This is a genomic window from Pseudoalteromonas sp. AS84 (assembly GCF_038900255.1).
Taxonomy (GTDB): domain Bacteria; phylum Pseudomonadota; class Gammaproteobacteria; order Enterobacterales; family Alteromonadaceae; genus Pseudoalteromonas.
Map to the genome: position 1 here is coordinate 85,424 of NZ_JBBMQY010000005.1, position 25,026 is coordinate 110,449.

At 38.6% G+C, this 25,026-nt stretch carries 22 protein-coding genes; 9 read left to right on the top strand and 13 right to left on the bottom strand.

What is annotated here, in order from left to right:
• Window positions 1-1,365, bottom strand: a complete 1,365-nt coding sequence (locus WNY79_RS07450; RefSeq protein ID WP_342875527.1) for an adenine DNA methylase — start codon at window positions 1,363-1,365, stop codon at window positions 1-3.
• 343 nt (window positions 1,366-1,708) lie between these two features.
• Between WNY79_RS07450 and WNY79_RS07455 the strand changes: the two genes are divergently transcribed.
• Window positions 1,709-2,578 (top strand): DMT family transporter, encoded by an 870-nt coding sequence (locus WNY79_RS07455; protein ID WP_342875528.1) that lies wholly within the window; start codon window positions 1,709-1,711, stop codon window positions 2,576-2,578.
• A 22-nt stretch (window positions 2,579-2,600) separates the two neighbouring features.
• On the opposite strand, the gene WNY79_RS07460 is transcribed toward WNY79_RS07455, so the two are convergent.
• The 7 genes from WNY79_RS07460 to WNY79_RS07490 all read right to left on the bottom strand — a co-directional run bounded on the left by WNY79_RS07460 (window position 2,601) and on the right by WNY79_RS07490 (window position 9,255).
• Window positions 2,601-3,287 carry a M15 family metallopeptidase gene (locus WNY79_RS07460; RefSeq protein WP_342875529.1) on the bottom strand — a complete coding sequence of 229 codons (687 nt, stop codon included), beginning with the start codon at window positions 3,285-3,287 and terminating at the stop codon, window positions 2,601-2,603.
• Entirely contained in the window at window positions 3,287-4,417 is a 1,131-nt protein-coding gene (gene dapE, locus WNY79_RS07465) for a succinyl-diaminopimelate desuccinylase (protein WP_342875530.1), read from the bottom strand. Before dapE ends, WNY79_RS07460 begins: the two co-directional genes overlap by 1 nt.
• Entirely contained in the window at window positions 4,410-4,760 is a 351-nt protein-coding gene (locus tag WNY79_RS07470; protein WP_024604853.1) for an ArsC family reductase, read from the bottom strand. Before WNY79_RS07470 ends, dapE begins: the two co-directional genes overlap by 8 nt.
• Window positions 4,761-4,764: 4 nt before the next feature.
• A complete protein-coding gene (locus tag WNY79_RS07475) occupies window positions 4,765-5,262 on the bottom strand; it encodes a PTS glucose transporter subunit IIA (RefSeq protein WP_076923911.1) in 498 nt (165 codons plus the stop codon).
• 3 nt (window positions 5,263-5,265) lie between these two features.
• Window positions 5,266-5,652 carry an ACT domain-containing protein gene (locus tag WNY79_RS07480; protein ID WP_076923998.1) on the bottom strand — a complete coding sequence of 129 codons (387 nt, stop codon included), beginning with the start codon at window positions 5,650-5,652 and terminating at the stop codon, window positions 5,266-5,268.
• 227 nt (window positions 5,653-5,879) lie between these two features.
• On the bottom strand, window positions 5,880-8,039 hold the full coding sequence (gene pta / locus WNY79_RS07485; protein ID WP_342875531.1) for a phosphate acetyltransferase: 2,160 nt from the start codon (window positions 8,037-8,039) through the stop codon (window positions 5,880-5,882).
• A gap of 1 nt (window position 8,040) precedes the next feature.
• The gene (locus WNY79_RS07490) at window positions 8,041-9,255 is read right to left on the bottom strand and encodes an acetate kinase (protein ID WP_342875605.1); all 1,215 of its coding nucleotides are present in this window, start codon (window positions 9,253-9,255) and stop codon (window positions 8,041-8,043) included.
• 284 nt (window positions 9,256-9,539) lie between these two features.
• Between WNY79_RS07490 and yfbV the strand changes: the two genes are divergently transcribed.
• Window positions 9,540-9,986, top strand: coding sequence for a terminus macrodomain insulation protein YfbV (gene yfbV / locus WNY79_RS07495; RefSeq protein WP_342875532.1), 447 nt, complete (start codon window positions 9,540-9,542; stop codon window positions 9,984-9,986).
• On the opposite strand, the gene WNY79_RS07500 is transcribed toward yfbV, so the two are convergent.
• Genes WNY79_RS07500 through xthA form a run of 3 tightly spaced genes read right to left on the bottom strand, consistent with a single transcriptional unit; the run spans window position 9,983 to window position 12,254 of the window.
• Entirely contained in the window at window positions 9,983-10,798 is an 816-nt protein-coding gene (locus WNY79_RS07500; RefSeq protein WP_342875533.1) for a putative RNA methyltransferase, read from the bottom strand. The genes yfbV and WNY79_RS07500 overlap by 4 nt on opposite strands.
• A complete protein-coding gene (locus WNY79_RS07505) occupies window positions 10,795-11,442 on the bottom strand; it encodes an energy-coupling factor ABC transporter permease (protein WP_342875534.1) in 648 nt (215 codons plus the stop codon). The genes WNY79_RS07500 and WNY79_RS07505 overlap by 4 nt, the downstream gene beginning before the upstream one ends.
• A gap of 5 nt (window positions 11,443-11,447) precedes the next feature.
• A complete protein-coding gene (xthA, locus tag WNY79_RS07510) occupies window positions 11,448-12,254 on the bottom strand; it encodes an exodeoxyribonuclease III (RefSeq protein WP_342875535.1) in 807 nt (268 codons plus the stop codon).
• A 240-nt stretch (window positions 12,255-12,494) separates the two neighbouring features.
• On the opposite strand from xthA, the gene WNY79_RS07515 reads away from it, so the two are divergent.
• The 4 genes from WNY79_RS07515 (at window position 12,495) to rluB (ending at window position 15,285) form a co-directional block, all read left to right on the top strand.
• Window positions 12,495-12,926: an exonuclease III gene (locus WNY79_RS07515; protein WP_342875536.1), complete on the top strand. Its 432-nt coding sequence runs from the start codon at window positions 12,495-12,497 to the stop codon at window positions 12,924-12,926.
• Between the two features lie 226 nt (window positions 12,927-13,152).
• Entirely contained in the window at window positions 13,153-13,674 is a 522-nt protein-coding gene (locus tag WNY79_RS07520) for a major outer membrane lipoprotein (RefSeq protein ID WP_076923917.1), read from the top strand.
• 151 nt (window positions 13,675-13,825) lie between these two features.
• Entirely contained in the window at window positions 13,826-14,416 is a 591-nt protein-coding gene (gene scpB / locus WNY79_RS07525; RefSeq protein ID WP_024590449.1) for an SMC-Scp complex subunit ScpB, read from the top strand.
• Entirely contained in the window at window positions 14,413-15,285 is an 873-nt protein-coding gene (gene rluB, locus WNY79_RS07530; RefSeq protein WP_007582584.1) for a 23S rRNA pseudouridine(2605) synthase RluB, read from the top strand. The genes scpB and rluB overlap by 4 nt, the downstream gene beginning before the upstream one ends.
• A gap of 83 nt (window positions 15,286-15,368) precedes the next feature.
• Here rluB and WNY79_RS07535 read toward each other — a convergent pair whose 3' ends face one another.
• Entirely contained in the window at window positions 15,369-16,115 is a 747-nt protein-coding gene (locus tag WNY79_RS07535) for a YciK family oxidoreductase (RefSeq protein ID WP_170071023.1), read from the bottom strand.
• 206 nt (window positions 16,116-16,321) lie between these two features.
• On the opposite strand from WNY79_RS07535, the gene WNY79_RS07540 reads away from it, so the two are divergent.
• Entirely contained in the window at window positions 16,322-18,751 is a 2,430-nt protein-coding gene (locus tag WNY79_RS07540) for a VolA/Pla-1 family phospholipase (RefSeq protein ID WP_342875537.1), read from the top strand.
• A gap of 100 nt (window positions 18,752-18,851) precedes the next feature.
• A complete protein-coding gene (sohB, locus tag WNY79_RS07545; RefSeq protein WP_342875538.1) occupies window positions 18,852-19,868 on the top strand; it encodes a protease SohB in 1,017 nt (338 codons plus the stop codon).
• 96 nt (window positions 19,869-19,964) lie between these two features.
• On the opposite strand, the gene WNY79_RS07550 is transcribed toward sohB, so the two are convergent.
• Entirely contained in the window at window positions 19,965-21,299 is a 1,335-nt protein-coding gene (locus WNY79_RS07550; RefSeq protein WP_342875539.1) for a dicarboxylate/amino acid:cation symporter, read from the bottom strand.
• A 194-nt stretch (window positions 21,300-21,493) separates the two neighbouring features.
• Between WNY79_RS07550 and WNY79_RS07555 the strand changes: the two genes are divergently transcribed.
• Window positions 21,494-24,817: a hypothetical protein gene (locus WNY79_RS07555; RefSeq protein ID WP_342875540.1), complete on the top strand. Its 3,324-nt coding sequence runs from the start codon at window positions 21,494-21,496 to the stop codon at window positions 24,815-24,817.
• Window positions 24,818-25,026: the final 209 nt, after the last annotated feature.

The following is a 25,026-nucleotide window of genomic DNA, read 5'->3' on the forward strand; positions in this document are numbered from 1 at the left end:
CTAAAGTTGAACTACGTGATAATTAAAGTAGTTATTAACAGAGGTTAGGTAAATTAACGTTAACCCTTGCTTACTAACGGTAAAATTTATAGGTGCTTGTGTGCCTATATGCAGAGAATGCTCACCTGCGTTTAGGCTTTGCCTTGCAACACTTATTTGATTTGGAAGTGTAAGCCAGCTTCGTGTATCAGCTTGCTCAGAAGCCAAATTATAAATATTGGCAAGTATATTACCTACGTCACCAGCACTGCGTGCAAGCTCTGCACGGACTTTTTCTTTAGCTACTAACCTAAGCACTTGACGAGCTACTTTTGCAGGTATTTGATCTTCTAATGTTTTTGCTGCAAGTGCTTCAATGTGTACTAATGGGCTCAGCTCCAAGCTTTGTGCATCTATGTTTATATTATTAAGGCGGCGCACATAGGCATTATCTTTATATACTGGCATTGCAAGGCTATAAAAGCGCGCATCGCCGCGTGATGAATAAATTGGTAAGCGCAGTTTAAATTCATCTTGTTTTGGTACTAAGCCTTGTTCAAATAAAACAATTACTTCGCCTTGTGTTGCAGAAATAGTGGGTGCATCACTAAAACGTTTTTTAAATTCACTTAGATCTTGGTCAAACCCTTGTTTTTTAGCTAGGCGCATTACGTCCTGCTGTAAATAAATATTGTTAGGTTGTATAGCCAGTGCTTTTTTATAATCAATATAAGCATCGTCATACTGCTTAGCACTTTGGTAAAGCAAAGCAGATAAATAAAATGTATAGGCATTTTGAAAGCCATTTTTTACATCTCTGGTTACATTGCCCATGCTCGGGTAGTGCTGCTGCGCTTCTTTAACGGTTGAGTCGCCATCTGTTTTATTTTCGCTTAGTGCATCAACTTGTACTTTATTAGCACGGCGAATTTCAACCAAAGCGCCTTCTACATCATTTTTATACACGTAGTTAAGTGCTTTATAACTATGAAGCATACTCATTTCGTAAGCCGGTGGTACATAAGTAATGGCTGAGTCGTTAGTAAATAACGCATTGCTTTGTTCAAGCCCCGCACTTACTTGTATTTTGGCGGCTTCGCGTTTTTTTTGCATTTGCGTGTACACGTTCTCAAATTTACTTTGTGCCTCTTGTGGCGTATTGGCTAAGTCGTTTAAACGAGCTTGCTCAAGTTGATTGAGTAAGTAGCTGCTGTGCATGGTGCTATTATTGGCAATAAGGGATCGTGCTTCTTCGATGTTATTTTTCTCGATCGCATTTCTTATTGGTGTCATTTGCGTGGCATAGTCATTAAATAGGTCATTAAAGCCCATTGTGCTACACCCACTTAAAATACAACAAAAGCTTAAAATTATACTTAGGCGCACTGCGCACTCCTCTTAATTTACTTGCATACATTAACATATTATTTTTATTTGAATGTGTGAAATATTGTAAAAAATCGTAGAGTAAAACTGCCTGTCAATAAGGAAATATAAAATGACATTGGTGAACAAAGCGTGAACTTTTCTTGTTAAGTGAAATGCTTATACAGATGAGGTGGTCTATTAAATACAACACTCCCTTTGCACAGTTGTATCAATCCTGTTTAAATGTGTCGCTCAGTAAAGCGTTTGTAGGCTTTTATAGTTACACTTTAAGCTCAGAGGGTTAATTAGATTATTAATTTAAACAATGCTGTGACTCGTTTTTGATTGCTAAGGAATTTTTTTGAAAGCTACATTGTATACAATTATTGCCTTAATCGCTTTTGCCGCAAACTCTCTTTTTTGCAGAATGGCTTTAGCCGAAGGCTATATAGATGCTTGGAATTTTACTGTTATTCGTTTACTAAGCGGAGCTGCATGTTTGGGCATTATAATGGCTATTTATACCCATAATTTAAAACGAAAAGGTACATTTAACCCCGCTATTTTAAGTGATAAAGGAAGCTGGCGAAGCAGTATTAGTCTTCTTATTTACGCGCTTTGTTTTTCGATTGCATACCTTGAGCTAGATACAGGAACCGGTGCACTTATTTTGTTTTCAGCCGTGCAACTCACTATGATTGGCTGGGGTATATATCAAAAAGAGCAGTTGAGTGTGCTTCAGTGGTGCGCGTTTATAGTGGCGCTAGGCGGCTTTGTATATTTAATGCTGCCATCTGCTGCTGTACCTTCGTTATTGGGTGCATCACTTATGGCACTCAGTGGTGTGGCATGGGGTATTTACAGTATTCGCGGTAAAGTGTGTGTATCGCCACTGCGTACAACTGGGTTTAACTTTATAAGAAGTTTAGTGGCTATCCCTGTTTTATTACTTGTTGGTATGAGTTATTTAAAAAATATGAGTATTGGAGGGGTTTTGCTTGCGTGTGCCTCGGGTGCGATAGCTTCTGGGATTGGTTACAGTGTTTGGTATGTAGCTATGCCACTGCTTAAAAGTACCCAAGCGGCTGTTGTGCAGCTTTGTGTGCCGGTACTTGCAGCCATTGCCGGGGTCTTGTTTTTATCAGAGCAGGTAACAATGGAGTTTATAGTTGCAAGCTCCTTAATATTAGGCGCTGTGCTAGTATTTATTTTAAATAAAAAGAAGGCTTAATATCATTTAAGTTAACCTTCTTTTATGGTGGACTCACGTTTGTTACAAAGCGTTTATAAATAGCAGGTAAGTTATCAAGTATTGCCTGCTTACCCTTTAGTTCACTATTTTTTATGCATTCAAAAAGTACTTGCTCGCTAAGCGTATTCACTAACAATTGTGATTGCTTGATATGGCTTATATGCCAAAGCTCTGGTGCTACGCCGCCTAAATCATGTTGGTAAGGGCGATAAAAACCAAATTTAACCAAGTGAGTATCAAGCCAATTACTTAAAGGCGCAAACGGTCCACCTTGCAGGTATTCATCAGGTGTTAGCTGTAGTTTATAATCATCACTTACTGCAGCTTTATCAAACACGTCTAAATCGGTGCCTAAATGGTGCCTGCTTGCCCCAGGTAGTGCAGAGTAGAGCATTATTGCTATGCATTTATCTACATCATTTAATTTAGTTAAATCGACAATCTCTTGTTGTTTATTAAAAACAGGTCGAATACCTAAAAATTTATTATTCCAAATAATTGATTGACGATTAAAGTCGCGAAAACTTGAGGCAATAGTAAGCTCAAATCCTGCTTTTTGTGCTGCACTTTGCAGCGCTAAAAAATCGCTAATAATAGCGCTGTGCAAGCGATGATTTTGTATATCAGTTAAATGTGTATCACTTTGACCTGTAATACACTGTACTGATGTGGGTTGAGTTACATTCATTATGTTAAAAGTTGCTCTAATATTTGCTCGTAAATGTCGGTAAGGGCAATTAAATCATCGGTACTTACGCATTCATCCACTTTATGAATAGTGGCGTTACGTGGACCAAGTTCAATTACTTTAGCGCCAGTTTGAGCAATAAAACGACCGTCAGATGTGCCGCCAGTGGTTTCTAAATTGGTTGTTAAGCCGGTTACTGATTTAATCGCTTTAACTGTGGCATCAACAAGCGGGCCGTGCTCGGTAATAAAAGGTAAGCCATTTACTATCCAGCTTAATTCATAATTTAAGTCATGCTTTTGTAGAATGTCATTTACACGTTGCTGTAATTGCTCATACGTTACTTGCGTGCTAAATCTAAAGTTAAACTGTACTTCGAGCTCACCCGGAATAACATTACCCGCCCCCGTGCCACCATTAATATTAGAAATTTGAAAGCTGGTGGCGGGGAAGTATTCGTTGCCGTTATCCCACACCGTTTGGCTAAGTTCAGTAAGTGCTGGCGTCGCTAAGTGAATTGGGTTTTGTGCTAAATGCGGGTAGGCCACATGACCTTGTATACCCTTAACGGTTAAAAAAGCGGTAAGTGAACCTCTGCGACCATTTTTAACCACATCACCGAGTACATCGCGTGATGAGGGCTCGCCTACAAGACACATATCAATTTTTTCACCGCGTGCTTCTAATGTATCAATTACGCGAGTAGTCCCGTTTACAAATGGACCTTCTTCGTCTGAGGTGATTAAAAAAGAAATTGAACCTTTATGATCTGGATATTTAGTAACAAAGCGCTCGGTTGCCACAAGCATTGCAGCTAATGAGCCTTTCATATCGGCAGCACCACGCCCATGTAATAGGCCATCTTTTATTAATCCTGAAAACGGCGGATGTTGCCAATTTTGTTCAGGACCGGTTGGTACAACATCAGTGTGACCTGCAAAACAAAAATGTGGCGATTGTGTGCCTTTTCGAGCCCAAGTATTAAGTGTGTCGGTAAAAAATAATGACTCTATATTAAAGCCAATCGCAGCAAGGCGATCGTTCATCATTTGTTGGCAGCCAGCATCTTCGGGCGTTACTGATTCACGTTGGATTAGTGCTTGGGCGAGTTTAATTACATCATTAGTCATTATTAAAAATCTCGTCGTATTGGGCTGCTTTAAAACCTAAATGGTAAGTGCCATTGTTTACCAGTACTGGGCGTTTGATCATGGCAGGTTGTTCAACTAACAATGGGATAGCACTTTCTTTAGTTAGGCTCTGTTTTTGCTCATCAGATAATGCGCGATAAGTAGTGCCTCTTTTATTAACAAGTTGCTCCCAATCGAGCTTATTTGCAAAATCACTCACCATTTGCTCGTTTACGCCATCTTTGCGGTAATCATGAAAAGTGAATTCTATATTGTTGTCGGCTAAGTATTTTTTTGCTTTTTTTATCGTATCGCAGTTGCTAATACCGTATAGAGTGATCATAAATCTAGTTCTTCTTAATAATAGTTAATAGGGTGTCTTCGCCCGCATTTACATGCGAATGTGAGTAATGAAATGTGCCAAGATTATGGCCGTTTAGTAAAATTAAACTAGCAAGCATTGGAGTATCAAGTTCTCGTAAATCAAAATAAGCAAGGCGTTGACCTTTGCATATTTTGCTACCGTTGAGCTGCGCAATATGGGTATGCGTAATTGATTGCGAATCAGGGATAGTTAAGTTAATCAAGGCTTTTAGACCATTATTAGCTTGTAGAATAAACTCAGTGCCTGCATTTTTTACTTGTAATAAAGTTCCATCAAACGGTGCTAAAATTTTATGACTTGTTAGTTGCACCATAATACCAGGGCCCAGAGTGCCAAAACGAAAAAAAGGTTCTGGGTGCTCTTTCAGTTCAATTACTTTACCTGTAAATGGGCTGGTAATATTTATTGCGTTAAGAGGCGTTTTATTTTGAGCTAAATAGTCAATTTTTTGAGCTTTCATAAGTTAATTTACCACCACGTTATAACCCTCTTTTCTTAAAGCTGAAATAGCATTATCTGCAGTGTGTTTTTTTATGAGAATATAATCAGTATCGTAGGTTGAGATTGAAAAGATAGAAATTTTAGCTCGCGCTAATACGCCTGAAATATTAGCCATAATTCCGGTTAACGAAAAGCCAAGTGGACCTACAACCTCTAAAGCTTGCCAGTCTGGTTCGGTATCCAGGCTTTTTACTTCAAAATCGCTTGGGCATACAATTGAAAGTTCATCATGGGTTTTAGAAATAAAAAATAAAGATTGCTTTAAAAGTGCCGCAGGTATGTCGGCATCTACATCTAAACTATGTATAGATAAAATTGTGCTGTGTAATTGTAATGTTTGTTTTGACATTAAACGCCTGCGATACAGCATTATTGATAGCTTAATAGTATAGATTATTGCCTTCAAGTTAAAGGTGTAACCGAGACTAAAATAGGCATTTGGGAGTAGGTTTTAATAGAGATTACAAACTTACCCACAATTTCTGTGGATAAGTATGGGGGTTGCAGGGTATAAATAGCCTAACTAGTTAATTATTAAATAAATAATAGCTAGGCTATAAAAAATACACGTTGCGTTTATTGAGTAATTTGCGCTTCTGCTTGTGCTGCCTGAATTGCAGTTAAGGCGATTGTATACACAATATCATCAACTAATGCACCACGGCTTAAATCGTTTACAGGTTTGCGCATACCTTGCAGCATAGGGCCAATACTTATTAAGTCGGCACTTCTCTGCACTGCTTTATATGTAGTATTACCCGTATTTAAATCTGGGAATATAAATACAGTCGCTTTACCGGCTACAGGGCTGTTAGGTGCTTTTTTAAGAGCTACGTTTTCCATTATAGCGGCATCGTATTGTAGTGGACCGTCGATAATTAAATCAGGACGTTTTTGTTTTGCAATTTTTGTGGCTTCACGTACTTTTTCAACATCGGCACCGGTACCAGAAGTGCCCGTGCTGTAGCTGATCATGGCAACACGTGGCTCTATACCAAATGCAGCTGCAGAGTCGGCAGATTGAATCGCTATATCTGCAAGCTGTTCAGCATTAGGGTCTGGGTTAATCGCACAGTCACCGTAAACTAACACTTGGTCAGGTAGTAGCATAAAAAATACAGATGATACTAGCGATGACCCTGGCGCTGTCTTAATTAATTGCAGTGGTGGGCGAATTGTATTTGCCGTAGTGTTTACCGCGCCCGATACTAAACCGTCCACTTTACCTTGCTCAAGCATCATTGTACCCAGTACGACGTTATCTTGTAGTTGCTCTTGTGCTACTACGGCAGTTAGGCCTTTGCTTTTACGAATTTCGACCATAGGCGCAATATAATCATTAATAATACTTTTTGGCTCGATAATAGTTACATGTTCGTTTAGCTCAATACCTTGCTGCTGCGCAATACGCATTATTTCTTCGCGATCGCCCAGTAATATAGTTTTAGCAATTCCGCGTTGACCACAAATAGCAGCCGCTTTAATTGTACGAGGTTCATTGCCTTCTGGCAGAACAACTGTTTTACCTGCTTTACGCGCTTTATTAGTAAGTAAGTAACGAAATGCGGGCGGTGATAACTTGCGAGTTTTACCTACACTTTTAGCTAGCGTATCTAGCCAGTTTGAATTGATATGCTCTGCGTTGTGATCTTTTACTTTTTCAATACGTTGGTCATCATCGTTTGGTACTTCCATATTAAAGTTATGCAGTAATAATGATGTACGCCATGTGTCGGCATCGGTTGCAAGTATTGGCAAACCGGTTTGCATGGCTTGTTCGCACAGAGCCATTATACGCGGTTCTGGTTCAAAACCACCGGTAAGCAATATGGCGCCAAGTTTGGTGCCATTCATAGTTGATAAACACGCAGCAACAAGTATGTCAGAACGATCGCCCGGTGTTACTAATAAAGCGCCTGGCGTAAAATAGTTTAAAATATTAGAAACCGTACGAGCACAAAAAGTAATACGTCGCAGGCGACGATGAAGCATATCGCCTTCGTTAATTATCGTTGCTTTTAAATATGCACTTAAGTCTTTTACGCGCGGCGCTACTAGGTCAAAATCCCACGGGATTGCGCCGAGTAACATAAACGGATTTTTTTTAAAAATTGGTAAAGAGGCTAAACGATTTAACTCGTTTTCAAGCTCTTCAGGTTTGTATGAGTCTACCAAATCGGCGCGTGCACGACCTTCCTCATCAAGTGGCGCGTTTACTTTATTAAAAATACAGCCCAGTACGCGAGGATGATCGATACCACCGTAGTTACCTGCTGCAATTTCAAGGCGGTCTTCTATTTGAGTAATGGTGTAATTACCAGGGGTAAGTACAAATACAATTTCGGCGCCGAGTGTTTGCGCAATTTCGCGATTTACACGCCCAGCATAAGGTTGGCGACGTGTAGGTACCATACCTTCAATAATAGCGACTTCGTCGTCGTTTATTTTACTTTCAAAGCGTTCAACAATTTCCTCTAGTAGGTCATCACCTTTACCATCGCCAATCATTTGCTCAGCATAATCAAGTGCAAAAGGCAGTGGTGGGTTAATAGGTGAGCCTTGAGTAACTATTTGTGTTGATTTTTCAGGGCCTGTTTCGCCTGAACGAGGCTGAGAGATGGGTTTGAAAAAGTTAACTTTAACTGTTTTTTGCTCAAGAGCCCGGACTAAACCAACCGATACCGACGTTAAACCAACACCGGTAGATACAGGAATTAACATAATACGACGTGCCATATTAAAGCTCCTTTACAATATTTGCGGCATCAAGGGCAATAACCCATTCTTCATTGGTTGGCATTACAACTGCTTTGATGTGTGAATTTTTACAGCTAATAAGGCCTTCTTGACCAAAGCGCGCATTAAGGTTGGCTTGTGGATTACAATTAATGCCTAAAAAGGCAAGTTGTGTAATTACTTTTTCACGAATAATATCGGAGTTTTCACCAATACCACCCGTAAAAATAACAGCGTCAAGGCGCTGTAATGGCACCATATACGCTGCAATTTGTTTTGAAAGGCGGTAGCAAAACATCTCTATTGCGAGTATCGCTTTTTTATTCCCGGCCAAAGCGGCTTCTTCAATAGTACGGCAATCGTTAGAAAGCTCGCTAATACCTAACAAGCCACTTTTTTGGTTTAGTAGGTTATCTATTTGCTGGGCTGTGTAATCAAGTTGGGTGGTTAAAAAGTTAAATAAACCAGGGTCAATGTCGCCGCTACGTGTGCCCATTATCAGCCCCTCTAGAGGCGTTAGTCCCATGCTGGTATCAACACTCTTACCATTTTTAATCGCGCATACAGAACAACCGTTGCCTAAGTGGGCACTAATAAAATTGCTTTGCTCGATAGGTTGCTCTAGTAACTTTGCTGTTTGCTCTGCAACATAAAAATGACTTGTGCCATGAAAACCATAACGCCTAACACCAAACTCGGTGTACAACTTATATGGAAGAGCGTAAAGAAAGGCAACTTCGCTTATAGTTTGATGAAATGCAGTATCAAACACCGCGACTTGTGGCAAACCTTTAAACGATGCCTGCGCCGATGATATACCTAGTAAATTAGCGTGCCCATGAAGCGGTGCAAGCGTTGCTGACTGCGTAATGCCTGCAATTACTTTTTCGTCAATCAATACAGATTGCGTAAAGTGCTCGCCGCCATGCACAATACGATGGCCTACTGCGATAAGTTGCTCATCAAGTTTGTGATCTTTTATTAAGCTTACAAGCGTATTTATAGCCTCAGCATGTGCTTGGTTAGCCACTAAGTCGATAACTGTTTTAGCACCATTAAATTTGTATTTAATAGAGGGTGCTTTGGCGCCTAAGCGCTCAGCAAGGCCTGAGATAATTTCGTGACCGTCGTTTGCATCAATAATGGCAAACTTTAAACTAGAGCTACCACAGTTTAAAACTAAAACATGTTGGGCTTTAGGGGAGGTTGTTGGCATAGATTCAATTTCCATAAACAAATTTAGTAAGTAAACGTTAATATGTAATCGTTACACTTACGGTATTAAATAAAGCTAAAACAATTGAATGTTCAATTGAAAAGTAGTTAACGCAATGTTAAATACTTTACCTTATTTAAGATGTTTAAGTTAGGATAGTTCGCCATTAAAGGGTAAATTTAAGCTCTTTTACTGAGAAAGTGTAACTCCTTCATTTTGTGTTACACTTTGGGTATAGCTCGTTTTTCTATTGTATTTAAAAGCAGTATCTGTGAGGAGTCATGATGCAAAAAAGTGTGATGTCACAACTACAAACAGGCCGTTTGTATGGTAAAAAATGGCCAATGCGCAAAGAGCTTGCGCCTTTGTTTTTAGAGTTTAGAGTGATCAGAGCGACTGAGCTTGCCATTACAGTAATGCCAATCTTAGCCATGCTAACATTGTTTTTTCAGCTCAATTACTTAGGTGCTGATTTTTTACCACAAGCCATTGCGAGTGCATTATTTTTTATATCTTTACCATTACAAGGTCTATTTTGGTTAGGTAAGCGAGCGCAAACGCCTTTAGAGCCTGCGATGCAAAAATGGTACAACGAGCTGTACACTAAAATGGCAGCTAATGGATATCAAGCGCAGTTAAGTGAAAACAAGCCCCGTTATATGGAGCTTGCCAATTTACTTAAAGATATGTTTGAAAAAATGGACAGGGCATTTACTAAAGAGCAGTTTTAGAGAGTTATACCATTATCTATTTTGGTAAACTGAGTAATATAAAATGATAAGGTGACAGTGTGTTCACCTTTTTCTTCGAGTGCAGTCCAGTGCTCGGGTCTAAATTTCCATGCAAATGGTGTCATCATTATTAAGTTTTTAATATCAGTAAAGCTAAGTGCTACATGCTCTGTTAAAAGGATCTGTTCCGATTTTTGAAACCCTTTTGGAGTGGATATTTCAGTATGTTCGTTTACTTCTGAATATATATACGATTTTAGCTCTTTTAAATGACAAGGGCCTGGGCTTGCAACCACTAATGTTGCGTTTTGATTTGCAAGGCGTTCAAGCTCTTGCTCAAACAAAGGTGCAAATACGCTAATAAGTACATCGGCAAATTGGCTTTTAAAGGGCGCTTGGCTGATTGATGCCACACTAAAATGGCAATTAAGGTAGCGCTTTGCTGCATATTTAACCGCTGATTTTGAAATATCGACACCATATACTATAGCATTTGTTTTACTTGCTATTGCTTGGGTATAAAATCCTTCGCCGCATCCTAAGTCAATTACTGTATTTGCACTTATATTACTAACTATGTCGCTAAGATTTCGTTGCAAGAAGCCATAATAACCACGCTCTAAAAATGCGCGTCTGGCTTGTACCATTTCAAGTGAGTCACCCGGTTGTTTTGAGTTTTTTTGTTGCACAGGCAGTAAATTAACATAACCTTCTTTGGCAAAATCAAAGCTATGGTTATTAGCACAATGAAGTGTTGAATCAGCTTTTAAAAGTGCTAGGGTACACAGCGGGCATTGATATTGTAGACTCATGAGCCTAGGTAGTCCTTATCGTAAAAAGTTTTTACCCAATGCGGGCGATAGGTGATCATAATCGTTATAGCCATGCCGTTGAGCATTGCTTCAGGAAACCAGATTATGGCACTTAAATAAACGTAGTTATCTGCAAGTTTTTGCCAATTGTATTGCCCTATAGCTAAGTAAAATAAAGCACCTAGGCTTATTTTTATACAGGCTATAAATCCCGCGGTTATGAACGCACAAACAAATATATAAACAAAAAAATGACGAGGTAAATATTGGTAACTAATTATAAAGCCAAGATAGCTCAATAAAATAGGAATAAACGCACCAATAAGCAGTTGTACTGGTAACAGCTCAAGTTCAATTTGACCAAAGGCAGCGAGCAGTGCTGTGGCAAGTAGACTACTTAAAATAGTCAATCGCCAGCCTAAAATTAATGTAGCGGCCGTAACACCTAGTATGTGCAAATCAAGGCCCGTTAAAATTCCTGCCTTTATTCGCCAAAGCATTGCAAACACTAACGCACACGCAAGTACGCCAGTTTGACGGACTGGCGTATTAAGTAATGTTTTATATGTTTTTTTATCAAAGCTTAAAATAGCAATGATAATTACAAGGGACCAAAGCAGTCCCTGCATTGTTAGGCTGAGCATAATAATTACTTAAATGTTGACCATATAGGGGCATGGTCTGACGGTTTTTCAATACCGCGAAGTTCGTAATCAATACCGGTATCTATGCAGCGTGCTGCAAGTTCATTGGTTGCAAGCACTACATCTATACGAAGTCCTCGATTATCTACAAACCCTTTAGAGCGATAGTCAAACCACGAGTATTGATCGTCTATTTCGGGGTTTTGCTCTCTAAAGGTGTCTTTAAAACCCCAATTAAGTAGTGTTGCAAGCCATTCACGCTCTACCGGTTGGAAAGAACATTTACCTGTTTTTAACCAACGTTTAGCATTTACTTCGCCAATACCAATATCTAAATCGGTGGGTGATATGTTGATATCACCCATGACAATTACATCTTGATCGGGTGTGTGGTTGGTTTCAAGGTGTGTCATTAAATCTTTATAAAATTGACGTTTATAAGGGAATTTAGTTTCGTGATTAATATTATCACCTTGTGGGAAATAGCCATTCATGACAGTAAGGTCGCGACCGTTTTCTTGTTCAACAGTGACGCTTATCATGCGTTTTTGCGATTCATCTGTATCGGTGGCAAAACCTTTTAAGACCGATTTAGGCTCTTTTTTGCATAACATAGCTACGCCATAATGCGCTTTTTGACCATGAAAGTAGACGTGATATCCCATTTTTTGTACATCTTCTAATGGGAATGCTTCGTCGTGAACTTTAATCTCTTGCAAGCCAATAACGTCTGGTTGATGTTTGTCGATAATTGCTTGTAATTGGTGAAGACGAGCACGCAGACCATTGATATTGAAAGAAATCACTTTCATAAAATTTACCTTAAAATTGGTTCTATTTAATAGATTAAATTGTATCAGTAAATACGCGTACATAACATGACTGAATTGAGATAATAGCTGCGTAAATGTTGATCAAATGATGGGCAAAGTTTAAACATTGTAAATGCTGTATTAATTTTTTAAATAAATAAAAAATTCAATTGAACTTAACTTTATTGAATATATAATGCGCGAAATTCACTTGTTTAGCTCGTTCAAATAGGATCTCTCATGAAAACTCAACTACTTTTAGCCACTGCTTTACTAGCATCTGCAACTGCGTCAGCACAAAACAATACTTACTTTAGCCAAGATAACAAAATTGAGTCTAAGTTATGTGTACTAAGTGCAAACGAAGGCTTTAGCGTTGCTCGTAAAGAAGCTGCCCAGCACGGTGTTTACCTATCTCGTTTTTCTAAAAGCATTTTATGTAATGGCGAAGATATTCGTGATATTGCTAAAAAAACGACATTAAGCAACGCATCAGTTGAGAAAGTAGAAGTATTTGCAAAAGACGCTCAACAAGAAACTCAACTATGTATGACGGCTTTAAAACAAGGTTTAGCACCTGTTCGTCAAAAAATTGGTAACCTGAACTCATTAAAATGTAATGGTCAAAACGTTACTGAGTTTGTTAAGCGCTACCAAAACGCAGCAATCTAATTGTTAGCTTAACTATATAAGTAAAATTGAAATACCTGGTTTTTACCGGGTATTTTTTTGCAAAAATTACAAGGTAGTTTGCAAAGCTTGCAAGCTTAACTTATTGAAACTGCTCAATAAATATACCGAATGAGATTAAGTTATTGATTATTATAAGTTAACTATTATTGGCATTAGATTTGTATTAGTTAAAGTGACATTTAATTAATTACGAAGGATACGTCTTATGAAAAAGTTAACATTAGCAGCCACTATTTTAGCATCATTAAGCCTAGCGGCTTGTTCATCTAATCAAGGTCTTGAAAGAATAGACAGTGACTTTGCAAGTTTAGATAATGATAGCGATGGCTACATCTCAAAAGTTGAAGCTGATGACGATAGCATTTGGGGTCACTTTTCAAATATTGATACCAATATGGATAACGAAATTAGCCGCAAAGAATTTAACACTTACATGAAGTTAAACAATGGTAAAGTAGCTACTGATTCTGAAGTAAGTGAGTCGGCATTTAAAGCTGAAATTGCTAAATTCGATAAAATTGAAAGCAGCTTTGCAAGTCTAGATAACGACAGCAATGGCTATATCTCGGTAGTTGAAGGTAACGATGATGATATTTCAAATCATTTTGGTTATATGGATAAAAACCAAGATAAGCGGATCAGTAAAAGCGAGTTTATGGGTTACATTAAAAAATACGGTAACGCAGTAGCTGAAGATGATGCATTAGAAGCCATTAAACACAGCTAATAGTTGTCATTTTAATAAGCAACAAAGAAGCCAGTGCTAGTCACTGGCTTTTTTGTGTTTTAAATTTAGTTATTTGATAGATATATTTTCCTAGTTTGGTGTTGTTCTGTCATAATAGATGGCTGTGTATTTTTATTTGTTAAGAGTGTGTATGGCGGGTCGACGAATTAGTGATGAACAACTAGTTGAGATCATTGAAGCAGCTATTTTTGTTGCAGATAAGCCTGTTAGTAAACGCCACCTTAAAGACATCGTATTAATAGATTTAGCTATTTCTATGGCACGAATAAATGACGCAATAGATACAATACAAGAACATTTTCAAACTCGTGGTATTCGCTTAGTTGAGGTTGGTAGTGGGTATCGGTTTCAGGCATGCAGTAGTTTAAGCCCTTGGTTAAATAACTTGTGGCAAGAACGTGCACCAAAATACTCGCGTGCTTTACTGGAAACATTATCACTTATAGCATACAGGCAGCCCATTACACGCGGCGAAATTGAGCAAGTAAGAGGTGTTACTACGGGTTCGAATATTATTAAAACCTTACTCGAAAGAGAGTGGGTTAAAGTGGTAGGGCATAAAGAGGTTCCGGGTAAGCCGGCTTTATATGCAACTACTAAGCAATTTTTAGATTATTTTTCGTTAACTGGGCTTGAAAATTTACCTGCGTTGCCAACAGAGCAGCAAAGTAAAATTAACCAGTTATTGAGCGATCCTTCTGTGAGAGAACCATCCGAATGAGTATTATACAAGGTGAAAAGTTACAAAAAGTCTTAGCCCGTGCAGGCGTAGGCTCACGCCGTGAAATGGAAAAATACATTGACGCAAACCGCGTTAGTGTAAACGGTAAAGTGGCAAAGTTAGGTGACCGTGTTGAAGAAACCGATTTGATTCGTGTTGACGGACACAGTGTAAAAATTGAAGAAAAAGCAGACCGAATCTGTCGTGTGATTATGTATAACAAACCAGAAGGTGAGTTAAGCACACGTAAAGATCCTGAAGGACGTCGTACTGTATTTGACCGACTTCCGCGTATTGATGGCGATCGCTGGATTGCGGTTGGTCGACTAGACGTTAATACATCAGGTTTGATGCTCTTTACAAACGATGGTGAACTGGCAAACCGTTTAATGCACCCAAGCTATGAAGTAGAGCGTGAATACTCTGCGCGTGTATTTGGTGAAGTAACCAATGAAACGGTTAAAAACTTACTACGCGGTGTTGAGCTTGAAGATGGTCCAGCCAAATTCACGACTGTAACCCCTATGGGTGGTGAAGGCGTTAACCGATGGTTTAACGTAACGTTAAATGAAGGACGTAACCGTGAAGTTCGTCGTTTATGGCAGTCTCAAGATGCGGAAGTATCTCGTCTTATTCGTATTCGTTACGGTAAACTAGAGCTTGATAAGCGCGTGCCACAAGGTGGTTGGATGGAGTATGATTTAGAAACAGTAAACTACTTGCGTAAAACCGTTAAATTAGGCCGCGAAACACAAACTAAGCTTTCTGTTATGCCTGAAAAACGCAAAGATAAACGCGCTAAAATCAACCAAATCCGTAAAGCAGTTAAAAAACACAATCAGCGTGTTAAGCCGACTAAACGTAAATAATTAATTAGTTATTTATTGAACACAAAAAAGCCGCTAATTGCGGCTTTTTTAATGTGTGTTGTTCAAACTATTTAAACTCTAAATTACTTTTTTACTTGAGCATCTAACGATTCGCCATTCACATTACTAGAATCGTCACTCATTAAATATAAATATGTAGGCATTAAATCCTCTGGTGTAGCAAGCGTTTCTCTATCTTCGCCAGGGTATGCAGCTGCACGCATAGAGGTACGCGTTGCACCTGGGTTAATACAGTTTACACGAATATTCGTTTTACCTACTTCACATGCCCATGTTTGCATCATACCTTCTACTGCAAATTTAGAGATGGCGTAAGGGCCCCAAAATTCACGACCTTTTCGACCTACACCTGATGACGTAAATACTATCGATGCATTATCAGACTTACGAAGAACAGGAAAAAGTGCTTTAGTGATCATTGCTTGTGCAGTCACGTTTACTTTCATTATGTTTTCGAACGTAGATGAGCAAAAATGTTCAAGCGGACCGAGTGACCCTAAAATACCTGCATTATTAAGCAATCCATCAAGGCGTCCAAACTGATATTCGATTGTTGCAGCAAGATCACGGTAGTTTTGCTTCGTTGCGCCTTTTAAATCCATAGGGACTATTGCAGGTTTAGGGTAGCCAGCATTAACAATTTCATCGTAAACACATTCAAGTTTATTAGTTGTTTTTCCTAATAAGATAACTGTAGCGCCGTATTTTGCATACGTAATTGCTGCAACTCGGCCAATACCATCACCGGCGCCTGTTATTAAAATAACTTTATCTTTAAGTGCGTTTTCAGCTGCTTGATATGTGTGCATAAAAGTACCAATTCATATAATTTTTTTGATTTTAACATAGCGAAACGTGAAGTAATCGAATTTATTGTAAAATTAGGTGGCGAAAATAGAAACTTTACGTTAAGTTTAACTGGTCTAATGTCTCATTAATAACCTGATTACATTGTTTTAACTTAATACACTGATTAAACACACTATAAAAATAAAATATGTGCGGAGCCAACAATATGAAAAAAATGCTACTTTCACTCTCGGTTACAGCTGCTTTAGCAGGTTGTGGCGGTGGAGAAACGTTAACAGATGTCAAAAATGACACAGCACCCGTTATTCCAACAGCAACAGTTACATTTGACCCAGCTGCAGGTATATTATCGGTACCTAATGATTTATTAATGAGTGGAACTCAAGACGGGACACTTAATATTCCTGGTGAATTAGATGACAATAATGTGTCTATTTCGCGTGCAGCTTATGCAGACCCTCAGCTTGCACTAGGTGCACTTGATGGTTGGTCTTCGCAGGTTCCTTATAAAATCGATTTAACATTCCCACCAAATGTTAGCTTAGATGAAACGTCTGCTGGAACACCTGGTACAGTAAGAATTTTTGAAGTTGTAATGGGTGCAAGCTTAACTGACGCAGAATGTTCAGTTGTAGCTGCCGGTACAGCTTGTAAATTGGTCGGTGAGCTTACTTTTGGTGTTGACTTTGTTACTCAAGCTTCTGGTGATGCCGTTGCAATTATTCCTTTAAAACCATTTACGGCAGGTAGCTCATACATCAATGTATTAACTACAGGGCTTAAAGATTCATTAGGGCGTTCTATTGAGCCTTCTTCTACTTATGGATTGGTTAAACAAGAAGCGCCATTAATTACAGAAGCCCAACTTGGTTTGCAGGGGGCTGTTAACAGTTACGAAAATGTAGTAGTTAGCTCAGGCGATATCACAAAAGAAGATATTATTTTTTCTAGTGCGATGACTATTCAATCAGCAGGTCCTGTACTTGGGACAATTAAAAAGTTACTAGCTGCAAGCTTGCAAGAGCCAGCGTTACCAACGCCTGCACTTCAAGTTCCTGAACAACCTATGGTAAATGTACAACAAGTATTTGCTTCTCAGGGTGTAGAAGTCTCTGCTGCATTCTCTGGTGTGCAATATCAAAAAGGTAGCATTATGTTACCGATGTATTTAGGTACACCAACGGGTACTGATATTAGTGATTTAAGTGATACATATTGGCAAGGTATGTGTGATAACGCGGTGGCAATAATTGGTTACAAGGCCGTTGCAGGCGATGCATTTCCGACAGATCCTATTAGTGAAAATGATGGTTTATGTTCTGCATTAAGTGACGGACAATTACGTGACTTAGGACTAGACAGCACACGTCATTTAACAAAATACAACTCAATTCCAAAAGTACAAAGCATGGCAAATGTGCCAGTGCAAGTTACTAAACCTATTTTACCGATAATTAATGGTGTTCGTGCACAGTTACAATTAGATCCTATCGCGATGCCTGAAGGCGGATGGCCAGTTGTTATTATGCAGCACGGTATTACAACACAAAAAGAAAGTATGCTTGCTTTAACTGCCCAACTTTCTATTCAAGGCTTTGCAACAGTTGCTATTGACCATCCAAGACATGGTGAGCGTGGAATAGATGTTGATGGTGATGGAACTGACGACTTCAATGCAACTACAGGTTCTGTGCTTAGTTACATGAACTTAAGTTCATTACTGGTTGCACGTGATAGCTTACGTCAATCAGCAGCTGATTTATTAGGCCTTCGTTTAGGTTTAAACTTTATTAACGATTCAACTATTAATAGTAAAGACGTTACCTACATTGGGCATTCGCTAGGTTCTATTGTTGCTCCAGCATTTATTGCTCAAGCTAATACGCCAATAGCCGAAACGCTTGATCCGCTATTTAATGTAAACACGGTAGCTCTTGCAAGTGGTGGTGGCGGTATAGCAAGCTTCTTACTTGAATCTGCTGCGTTTGGTCCATTTATTCAAGGTTCAGTACTTTCACAAGCGGGTACAACAGAAGCTGATGAATTTACTGCATACTTACAAGGAGATGCAGTGTCTAACTGTGGCTCATTAATACCAGACATGGAAGCTTACTTGACGTGTGGTTACAACGAATATATTGCATCACTTACCACTGCGGGTGAAACGACTAAACTTACTAACATTCAAGGTGTATTTACACAGTTTGCTTTTGCGGCGCAAACAGCGCTAGATAGTGGCGATCCAACTAACTACGCAGCCACTGTGAAAGCATTAGGTACTCCTGTTTATACTAATGTTGTTGTGGGTGATGGTGTTGATAACAAGCCTGACCAAGTGATACCACCAATGGCAGCTAATAATCCTATTTCTGGCACAATTCCATTAGCTAACTTGATGGGTCTTGAAACAGTAAGTACTTCGCAAGCATTGAGTGAAACACCAGCAAGCTACTTAGTTAAATTTACCAAAGGGCATCATGGTTCTATATTAACACCAGCTCAAGATGCTGCACAGGCTGCAACTGTTGAAGGCAGTGCTGCTGCTAATGCAGAAATGCAGTTGCAAGTAGCGACTTACTTAGCTGCACGAGGACGGATGTTATTAGTTTCCAACCCAGAGGTTGTGACTGATTAATAACCAGTAAAATAATTAACCTTTAAAAGCCACTGAAAAGTGGCTTTTTTTTGCTTTAAAGCATGCTAAATTAGCTGAAATTTATAAATGGAGAAACCAGTTGGAATTTTTATACGAATACGGTTTGTTTTTTGCTAAAACAGTTACTTTTGTTATCGCTATAGCAGTTATTTTAATGCTAATAGTTGGCGCTGCGGTTAAGCCAAAGGCCAAAAAAGGTGAAATACAAATTGACGATATATCAGAGCAGTTAGTTGAACTTAAAGAGAGTTTTTTACAAAATACGTTGGGCAAAAAAGAGCTTAAAGCGCATCAAAAACAACTTAAATCAAAAAGTAAAAAAGCAGATAAAGATGAGCCCAAACCTCGTTTATATGTAATTGACTTTGTGGGTAGTATGGATGCTCACGAAGTAGAAAGTTTACGAGAAGAAATAACGGCGATTATCTCTATTGCCGATCCAAGTAAAGACAAAGTACTTATTCGTTTAGAAAGTGGTGGTGGAGTTGTACATGGCTATGGACTTGCTGCATCTCAGTTACAGCGTATTAAAAGTGCGGGTATTCCCCTGAGTGTTGCAATTGATAAAGTAGCAGCAAGTGGTGGTTACATGATGGCGTGTGTCGCGGATGAGATACTTGCAGCCCCTTTTGCAATAGTTGGATCTATTGGTGTGATAGCTCAAATACCTAACTTTAATAAAATATTAAAGAAAAATGATGTTGAATTTGAGCAAATAACAGCAGGTGAATTTAAACGCACACTTACTTTATTTGGTGAAAACACAGATAAGGCCCGTGAAAAATTTCGTGAAGAAATTGAACAAACACATGATTTATTTAAAACGTTTGTAAGCACTCAACGTCCAAGCTTAGATATAAACTTAGTTGCGACAGGTGAGCATTGGTTTGCAACTCAAGCGATTGATAAAGGCTTGGTAGACGTGATAAAAACAAGTGATGATGCATTGCTAGAGCAGCAATATGAGCGCCAAATTTATAAGATTAAATACAAAGTTAAAAAAGGGTTGAGCGATAAACTAGCTCTTGGTTTGAGTAGTGGTGTAAATAAAGTGGGAATAAACTTACTTTCTAAGTTTAAGTCGTTAAATCCTTAGATTAGAATCTTTTCAGGATTCAGTTTAATTATTTTTACTCGAAAAAAAACCTTGATGGATTCCATCAAGGTTTTTTTATAGCTGTATAAATGTAGCTTATGAATCAATAGATTTATGATAATCCTCTAAATCTTTAGCTGCATTAGGGTCGTTGAAGATGCTCTCATCTAGCTCCCCTTCAGACTTGGCAACAACACAGGTAACCATACAATCACCGGTTACGTTAACTGCTGTACGTGTCATATCAAGTAATCTATCTACACCGATAATAATTGCAATCCCTTCTACAGGTAAGCCAACTTGGTTAAGTACCATTGCCAGCATTATTAAACCAACACCAGGTACACCTGCTGTACCTACAGAGGCAAGTGTTGCTGTTAATATAACCATTAGGTAATCAGATATTGTTAAATCAACACTAAACACTTGTGCAATAAACACGGTAGCCACACCTTGCATGATAGCGGTGCCATCCATGTTAATGGTCGCGCCTAGAGGGATAGTGAATGAGGCAACGGAGTTGTTAGCGCCTAGCTTTTTAGTTGCTGTTTCAAGTGTAATAGGCATAGTTGCGCTTGAGCTTGAAGTACTAAATGCAAATAAGCATGTGTGCTTCATTTTTGCTAAGAAAATAAGTGGGTTTAAGCCTGTAAGTACTTTTAGTAATACGGTGTAATTTACAAGCGCATGTAATAAAAGTGCTAACACTACAACGCCAAAGTATTTGGCTAAGCTCACAATTAAGTTAAGCTCAATTGTTGTGAACAGTTTTGCCATTAAAAAGAATACGCCATAAGGGGCAATATTCATTAAAAGCGTAACTAGTTTTAAAATCACAGTGTTTAAATCTTCAAATACGATAGCAACACGTTTTCCCGCCTTACCACTCAATGCCATTGCTACACCAAATAAAAGTGCAAACACAATAACTTGAAGCATATTGCCTTTGGCCATGGCTTCAAAAGGATTTGTAGGAAACATATCTATAATTACACGGGCAAGAGTAGGCGCTTCTTTAGCATCATAAGTTGCATTAGATGGCAAGCTGATGCCTTCACCAGGGCTAAATAATAAGGCAAGCGTAATTGCTACTGTTATAGCAATAGCTGTAGTCAATAAATATAAACCAATAGATTTACCACCTAATCGACCTAGTTTTTTAGGGTCGCTTAAGCTACAGGTACCACAAACAAGCGATACAAAAACAAGAGGCACAACTAACATTTTCAAGCTGGCAATAAATATTTGACCACCAACATGGAAAATACCATCAACAAAAAAAGCTTTAATTGGCAAAGAGAATAACCCAAGTGGTATTAGATAATCGTCTTCACCAGCTAATATAGCCTGAAATATAAAACCTACTGCAACCCCAAGCGCCATACCAATCATGATGCGAGTGGTTAAACTCATTGAACGGATTTTTGACATATTTCCTGATCTACATTTTTATAAATTTGCCATAGACTACCAGCAAGGAAATATTTACTACAGAAAAAGTTAGTATTTATTTAAAAATATTTTGCACAAAAAAGTAATAAAAAACTGTGATTTTAGACTAAGTTATAGGTTAATATTAAGTGTAAATTAATTTTGATTATAATAACAACGCTAGGGAGAGGTTCATGCCTTTAATGCGACTGCTCGGCATTTCATTGCTAAGTTTTTTACTCACAGCCTGTGGTGGCGGTGGGTCACTTGAGAAAGACGGTTCTATTAGTGATGGTGATTCCACTACAGAGACTAGTACATATTTGGTTTCACTGAAGGGATATTCTCAAACAGACGCAACAGAGTCAAATTCTGTTACTGCTACCTCCTCTTTAGATTTACGTGCAACTCTTACTCAAGACGGGGTAATTGTCGCGGGTAAGCGTATTGCTTTTACACTAGAAGATGAAATTGGTGAATTGTCTCCATCAAGTGCATTAACTCAAAACGATGGTATTGCAACGGTTGAACTTACCGCCGGTACTGAAGCCGGTGCGGGTGAAGTAACTGCTACTTATACAGTCGATGGTGAATCTTATACAAGTACTTTTGCTTTTCAATCAAGTGGTGGGCAAGGTGATGATACGGGGGTTAGTGGTTCAACAACCTTAACGGTAAATATAGTCGATGAGAGTGGCGCTAAGTATTCGGATACAAATCCGGTTACAACCGATAATTTAGGGACGGTTACAGCGACTTTAAAAAATGATGGAGTTGCACTTAGCGAGCAACTTGTTACATTTACTACAAACTTCACAGGCAAAATAACGCCTGACTTAGGTACTGCAATTACTAACTCAGCGGGTGAGGCAAAAGTAACTCTCTCTAGTGGTAGTTTTAAAGGTGCAGGTCAAGTTGTCGCAACTTATAATCCTACTAACTCAACAGAAGTGAGTAATACAGCTGTATTTTATTCTTCAGGTGATTCTGCACCAGTTGATTTGGCACAATTTTCTATATCAGTAAAGCTTTTAACAGGCTGTAACGCAGGCTGGGATGATAATCGTTCTAGTGTAAAACTTGACCCTACTCAAACAGCATCGGGTTGTACGGTAGCCAACACAATATCTTCATCAGAACTAGGTGAATTATTTGTTGAAGTTATTGATGAGCAAAGTGGTGATGGTAGTAAAAATTCGCTTGTTAATATTTCAACAAATTTAGGTTCTGTTCTCCCTTCATCTGGGACAGCCCTTACCGATAACTTTGGTATTGCTTTACTAAAATTGCAACCTGGTAATACTGGTGGAGCTGGTACCGTGACTGTAACGTCTGTAGGTGAAAGTAATTCAACTAATTTTGCTGTAGGTATTGCTGATTTAACCCTAGAGGTTGATAACGGGCTTAATACAGATATTTCAGGAAATGTTATCCCTTTAAAAGCAGGTGGTAGTACAGTTATTGAAGTAACACTTTTAGATGAGGATGGTAATTTATACTTAACTCCAACAGATGTTGAGTTCAGCTCAACGTGTGTAATTAGCGGCGACTCAGTAATTGATGCATCAGTAAAATCATCAAGTGGTATAGCAACATCAACATACCGAGCTACAGGTTGTAGTATTGATGATGATATTAATATCACGGTTGAAACAGGTGGTAAAAACTTCACTGCAACTACGATTATTCCTGTAGAAACATCAGCGGTACAATCAATACAGTTTGTTGATGTCAGTGAAACATTTATTGCATTACCTCCAGGTGAAGGCGGAGCTCCGACTCAATCGATTGTTAGATTTAAGCTAATAGATGCGGATGGTCTTGCTTCCACGCAGCAACGTATTGATTTCAAGTTAACAGATTCAGTGGGTGCAGCTAAACTTTCACTTAGAACAAGTGATACAAATAATGAAGGCTTTGTTCAGACAACGGTTGAATCTGGCATAGTACCTGGTCCATTAGTGGTAAAAGCGTGTTTTATTTCTAAAGAAGATGTTAATAATTTACCTGAAGGTGATGACTTAACATGTTGGGTTGATGATGTTGCGCTGTGCTCTGCAGACCCAACCAATGAAATTTGTCCAGATGGGACACTAACTTTAGTTCCGTTGAGTGAGCAAATAAGCTCTGTATCAGCTCAGTTAACTTTAGCTTCGGGCGTGACTGACCAAAACAGTTTTGATGCAAGCCCAAATACGCTTAATACGAACTCACTTAACTATAACGGTGTTTTAAATGATATTACGGTATATTTTGGTGACCAATTTAATAATTATAATGGTGACGGTGTAGAAGCAACTATTTTAGCTGAAGCAGGGGTCATTGGCTCATCTAGCAATGAAGTTACTTGTAAAACTGACGATGCTACTTGTGTTGTAACCTGGCGCTCTCAAGGAGACCGTCCATTTTATGATTATAAATGGGGTAACCGAATTGGTGACATCGATGGTGATTCAACCACGACGGAAGGAATAAATCCAAAAACAGGTATTATAAATTGTGACCCATATTTTGGTATTGCAGCTCCTTGTATAAATGGTATTACACGCGCTAAAAATAATGCTGATGGCGTTGTTATGGGTGGACGTGTAAGTATTCTAGCTGTCACTAAAGGGCAAGAAAACTTTGTAGATGAGCAAACCACTGATGATGTTAAGCGTACCAATGGTTTATTTGATATTGGTGAGTATTACGCAAGTTACGATTTACCTGAAGCGTTTATAGATCACAATGAAAATGCGACCTTTGATAAAGCAAACTGTAGTGATGCAGACGCTTCAAGTTATGACCCCTCTACAGATGAGTGTTCTGAGCTAATTTCACGTGGTGGTCATAATGAAACATGGAGAGACCTAGATAACGATGGTATTTATGACTTTGCTGATGGTAAATATAATGGCTTATTATGTGGTGAAGCTGCTGAAACTGCAGGTGAGTGTTCTCGAGAGCTAATTGAAGTGCGTAAACAAATTGAATTGGTTATGTCTGGAGATAACCCATATGTTCGTTTTTCTGTGTTGAAAACAACGGATATTCTTGATGCACCATATCCTGTTTATGTACCAGCAGATTGCTCTGTTTCAGTTGTTGCAGTACTTGAGCCATCCGATGTATCTGAGCGTTGTGATATCTCAGCAGTTGATTTGTCAAATGTTTTTGCAGATAACCCTGCGTATGACGAAACTGACCCAGATGAAACTGATCCTGAACAATTAGAAGTAGGTTTAGCTGGTATTACTGTTCGTATTCACTACACGGATGAGTTTGGTAATCCGTTGCCTGCAGGTACAACAGTATCAATATCATCTACAAATGGTGACTTATCTATTATCGAAAATAACGCGATTATCCCAAGTACCAATACGGATAAGCCAATGTATTCAGATGTTCGTATTTCTCGAGAAGCAGATGGTAATGATAAATTTGACGGTGTACTTTCAATAACATTTGAGTTTACTACTCAGGCTGGTGGAACTAAAACGGTCTCCAAGGGAATTGAAATTTACGATAGTAAATAAGGCTTTATTTTAAAAATGCCAACCTTTAGGTTGGCATTTTTGTTTCTGTTCTATATATTCCACATCAATTAATCTAAAAACACCTGTTTGTTTAATTTAACGACAAAAATTGTTCGTTTATTCAGTAAATACTGAAAAGTTTGTATTAAAAGCTTGTAACAACTAGTGTTTGTAGATATACCTATAAATATTCGCGCCGCTTATGTCGG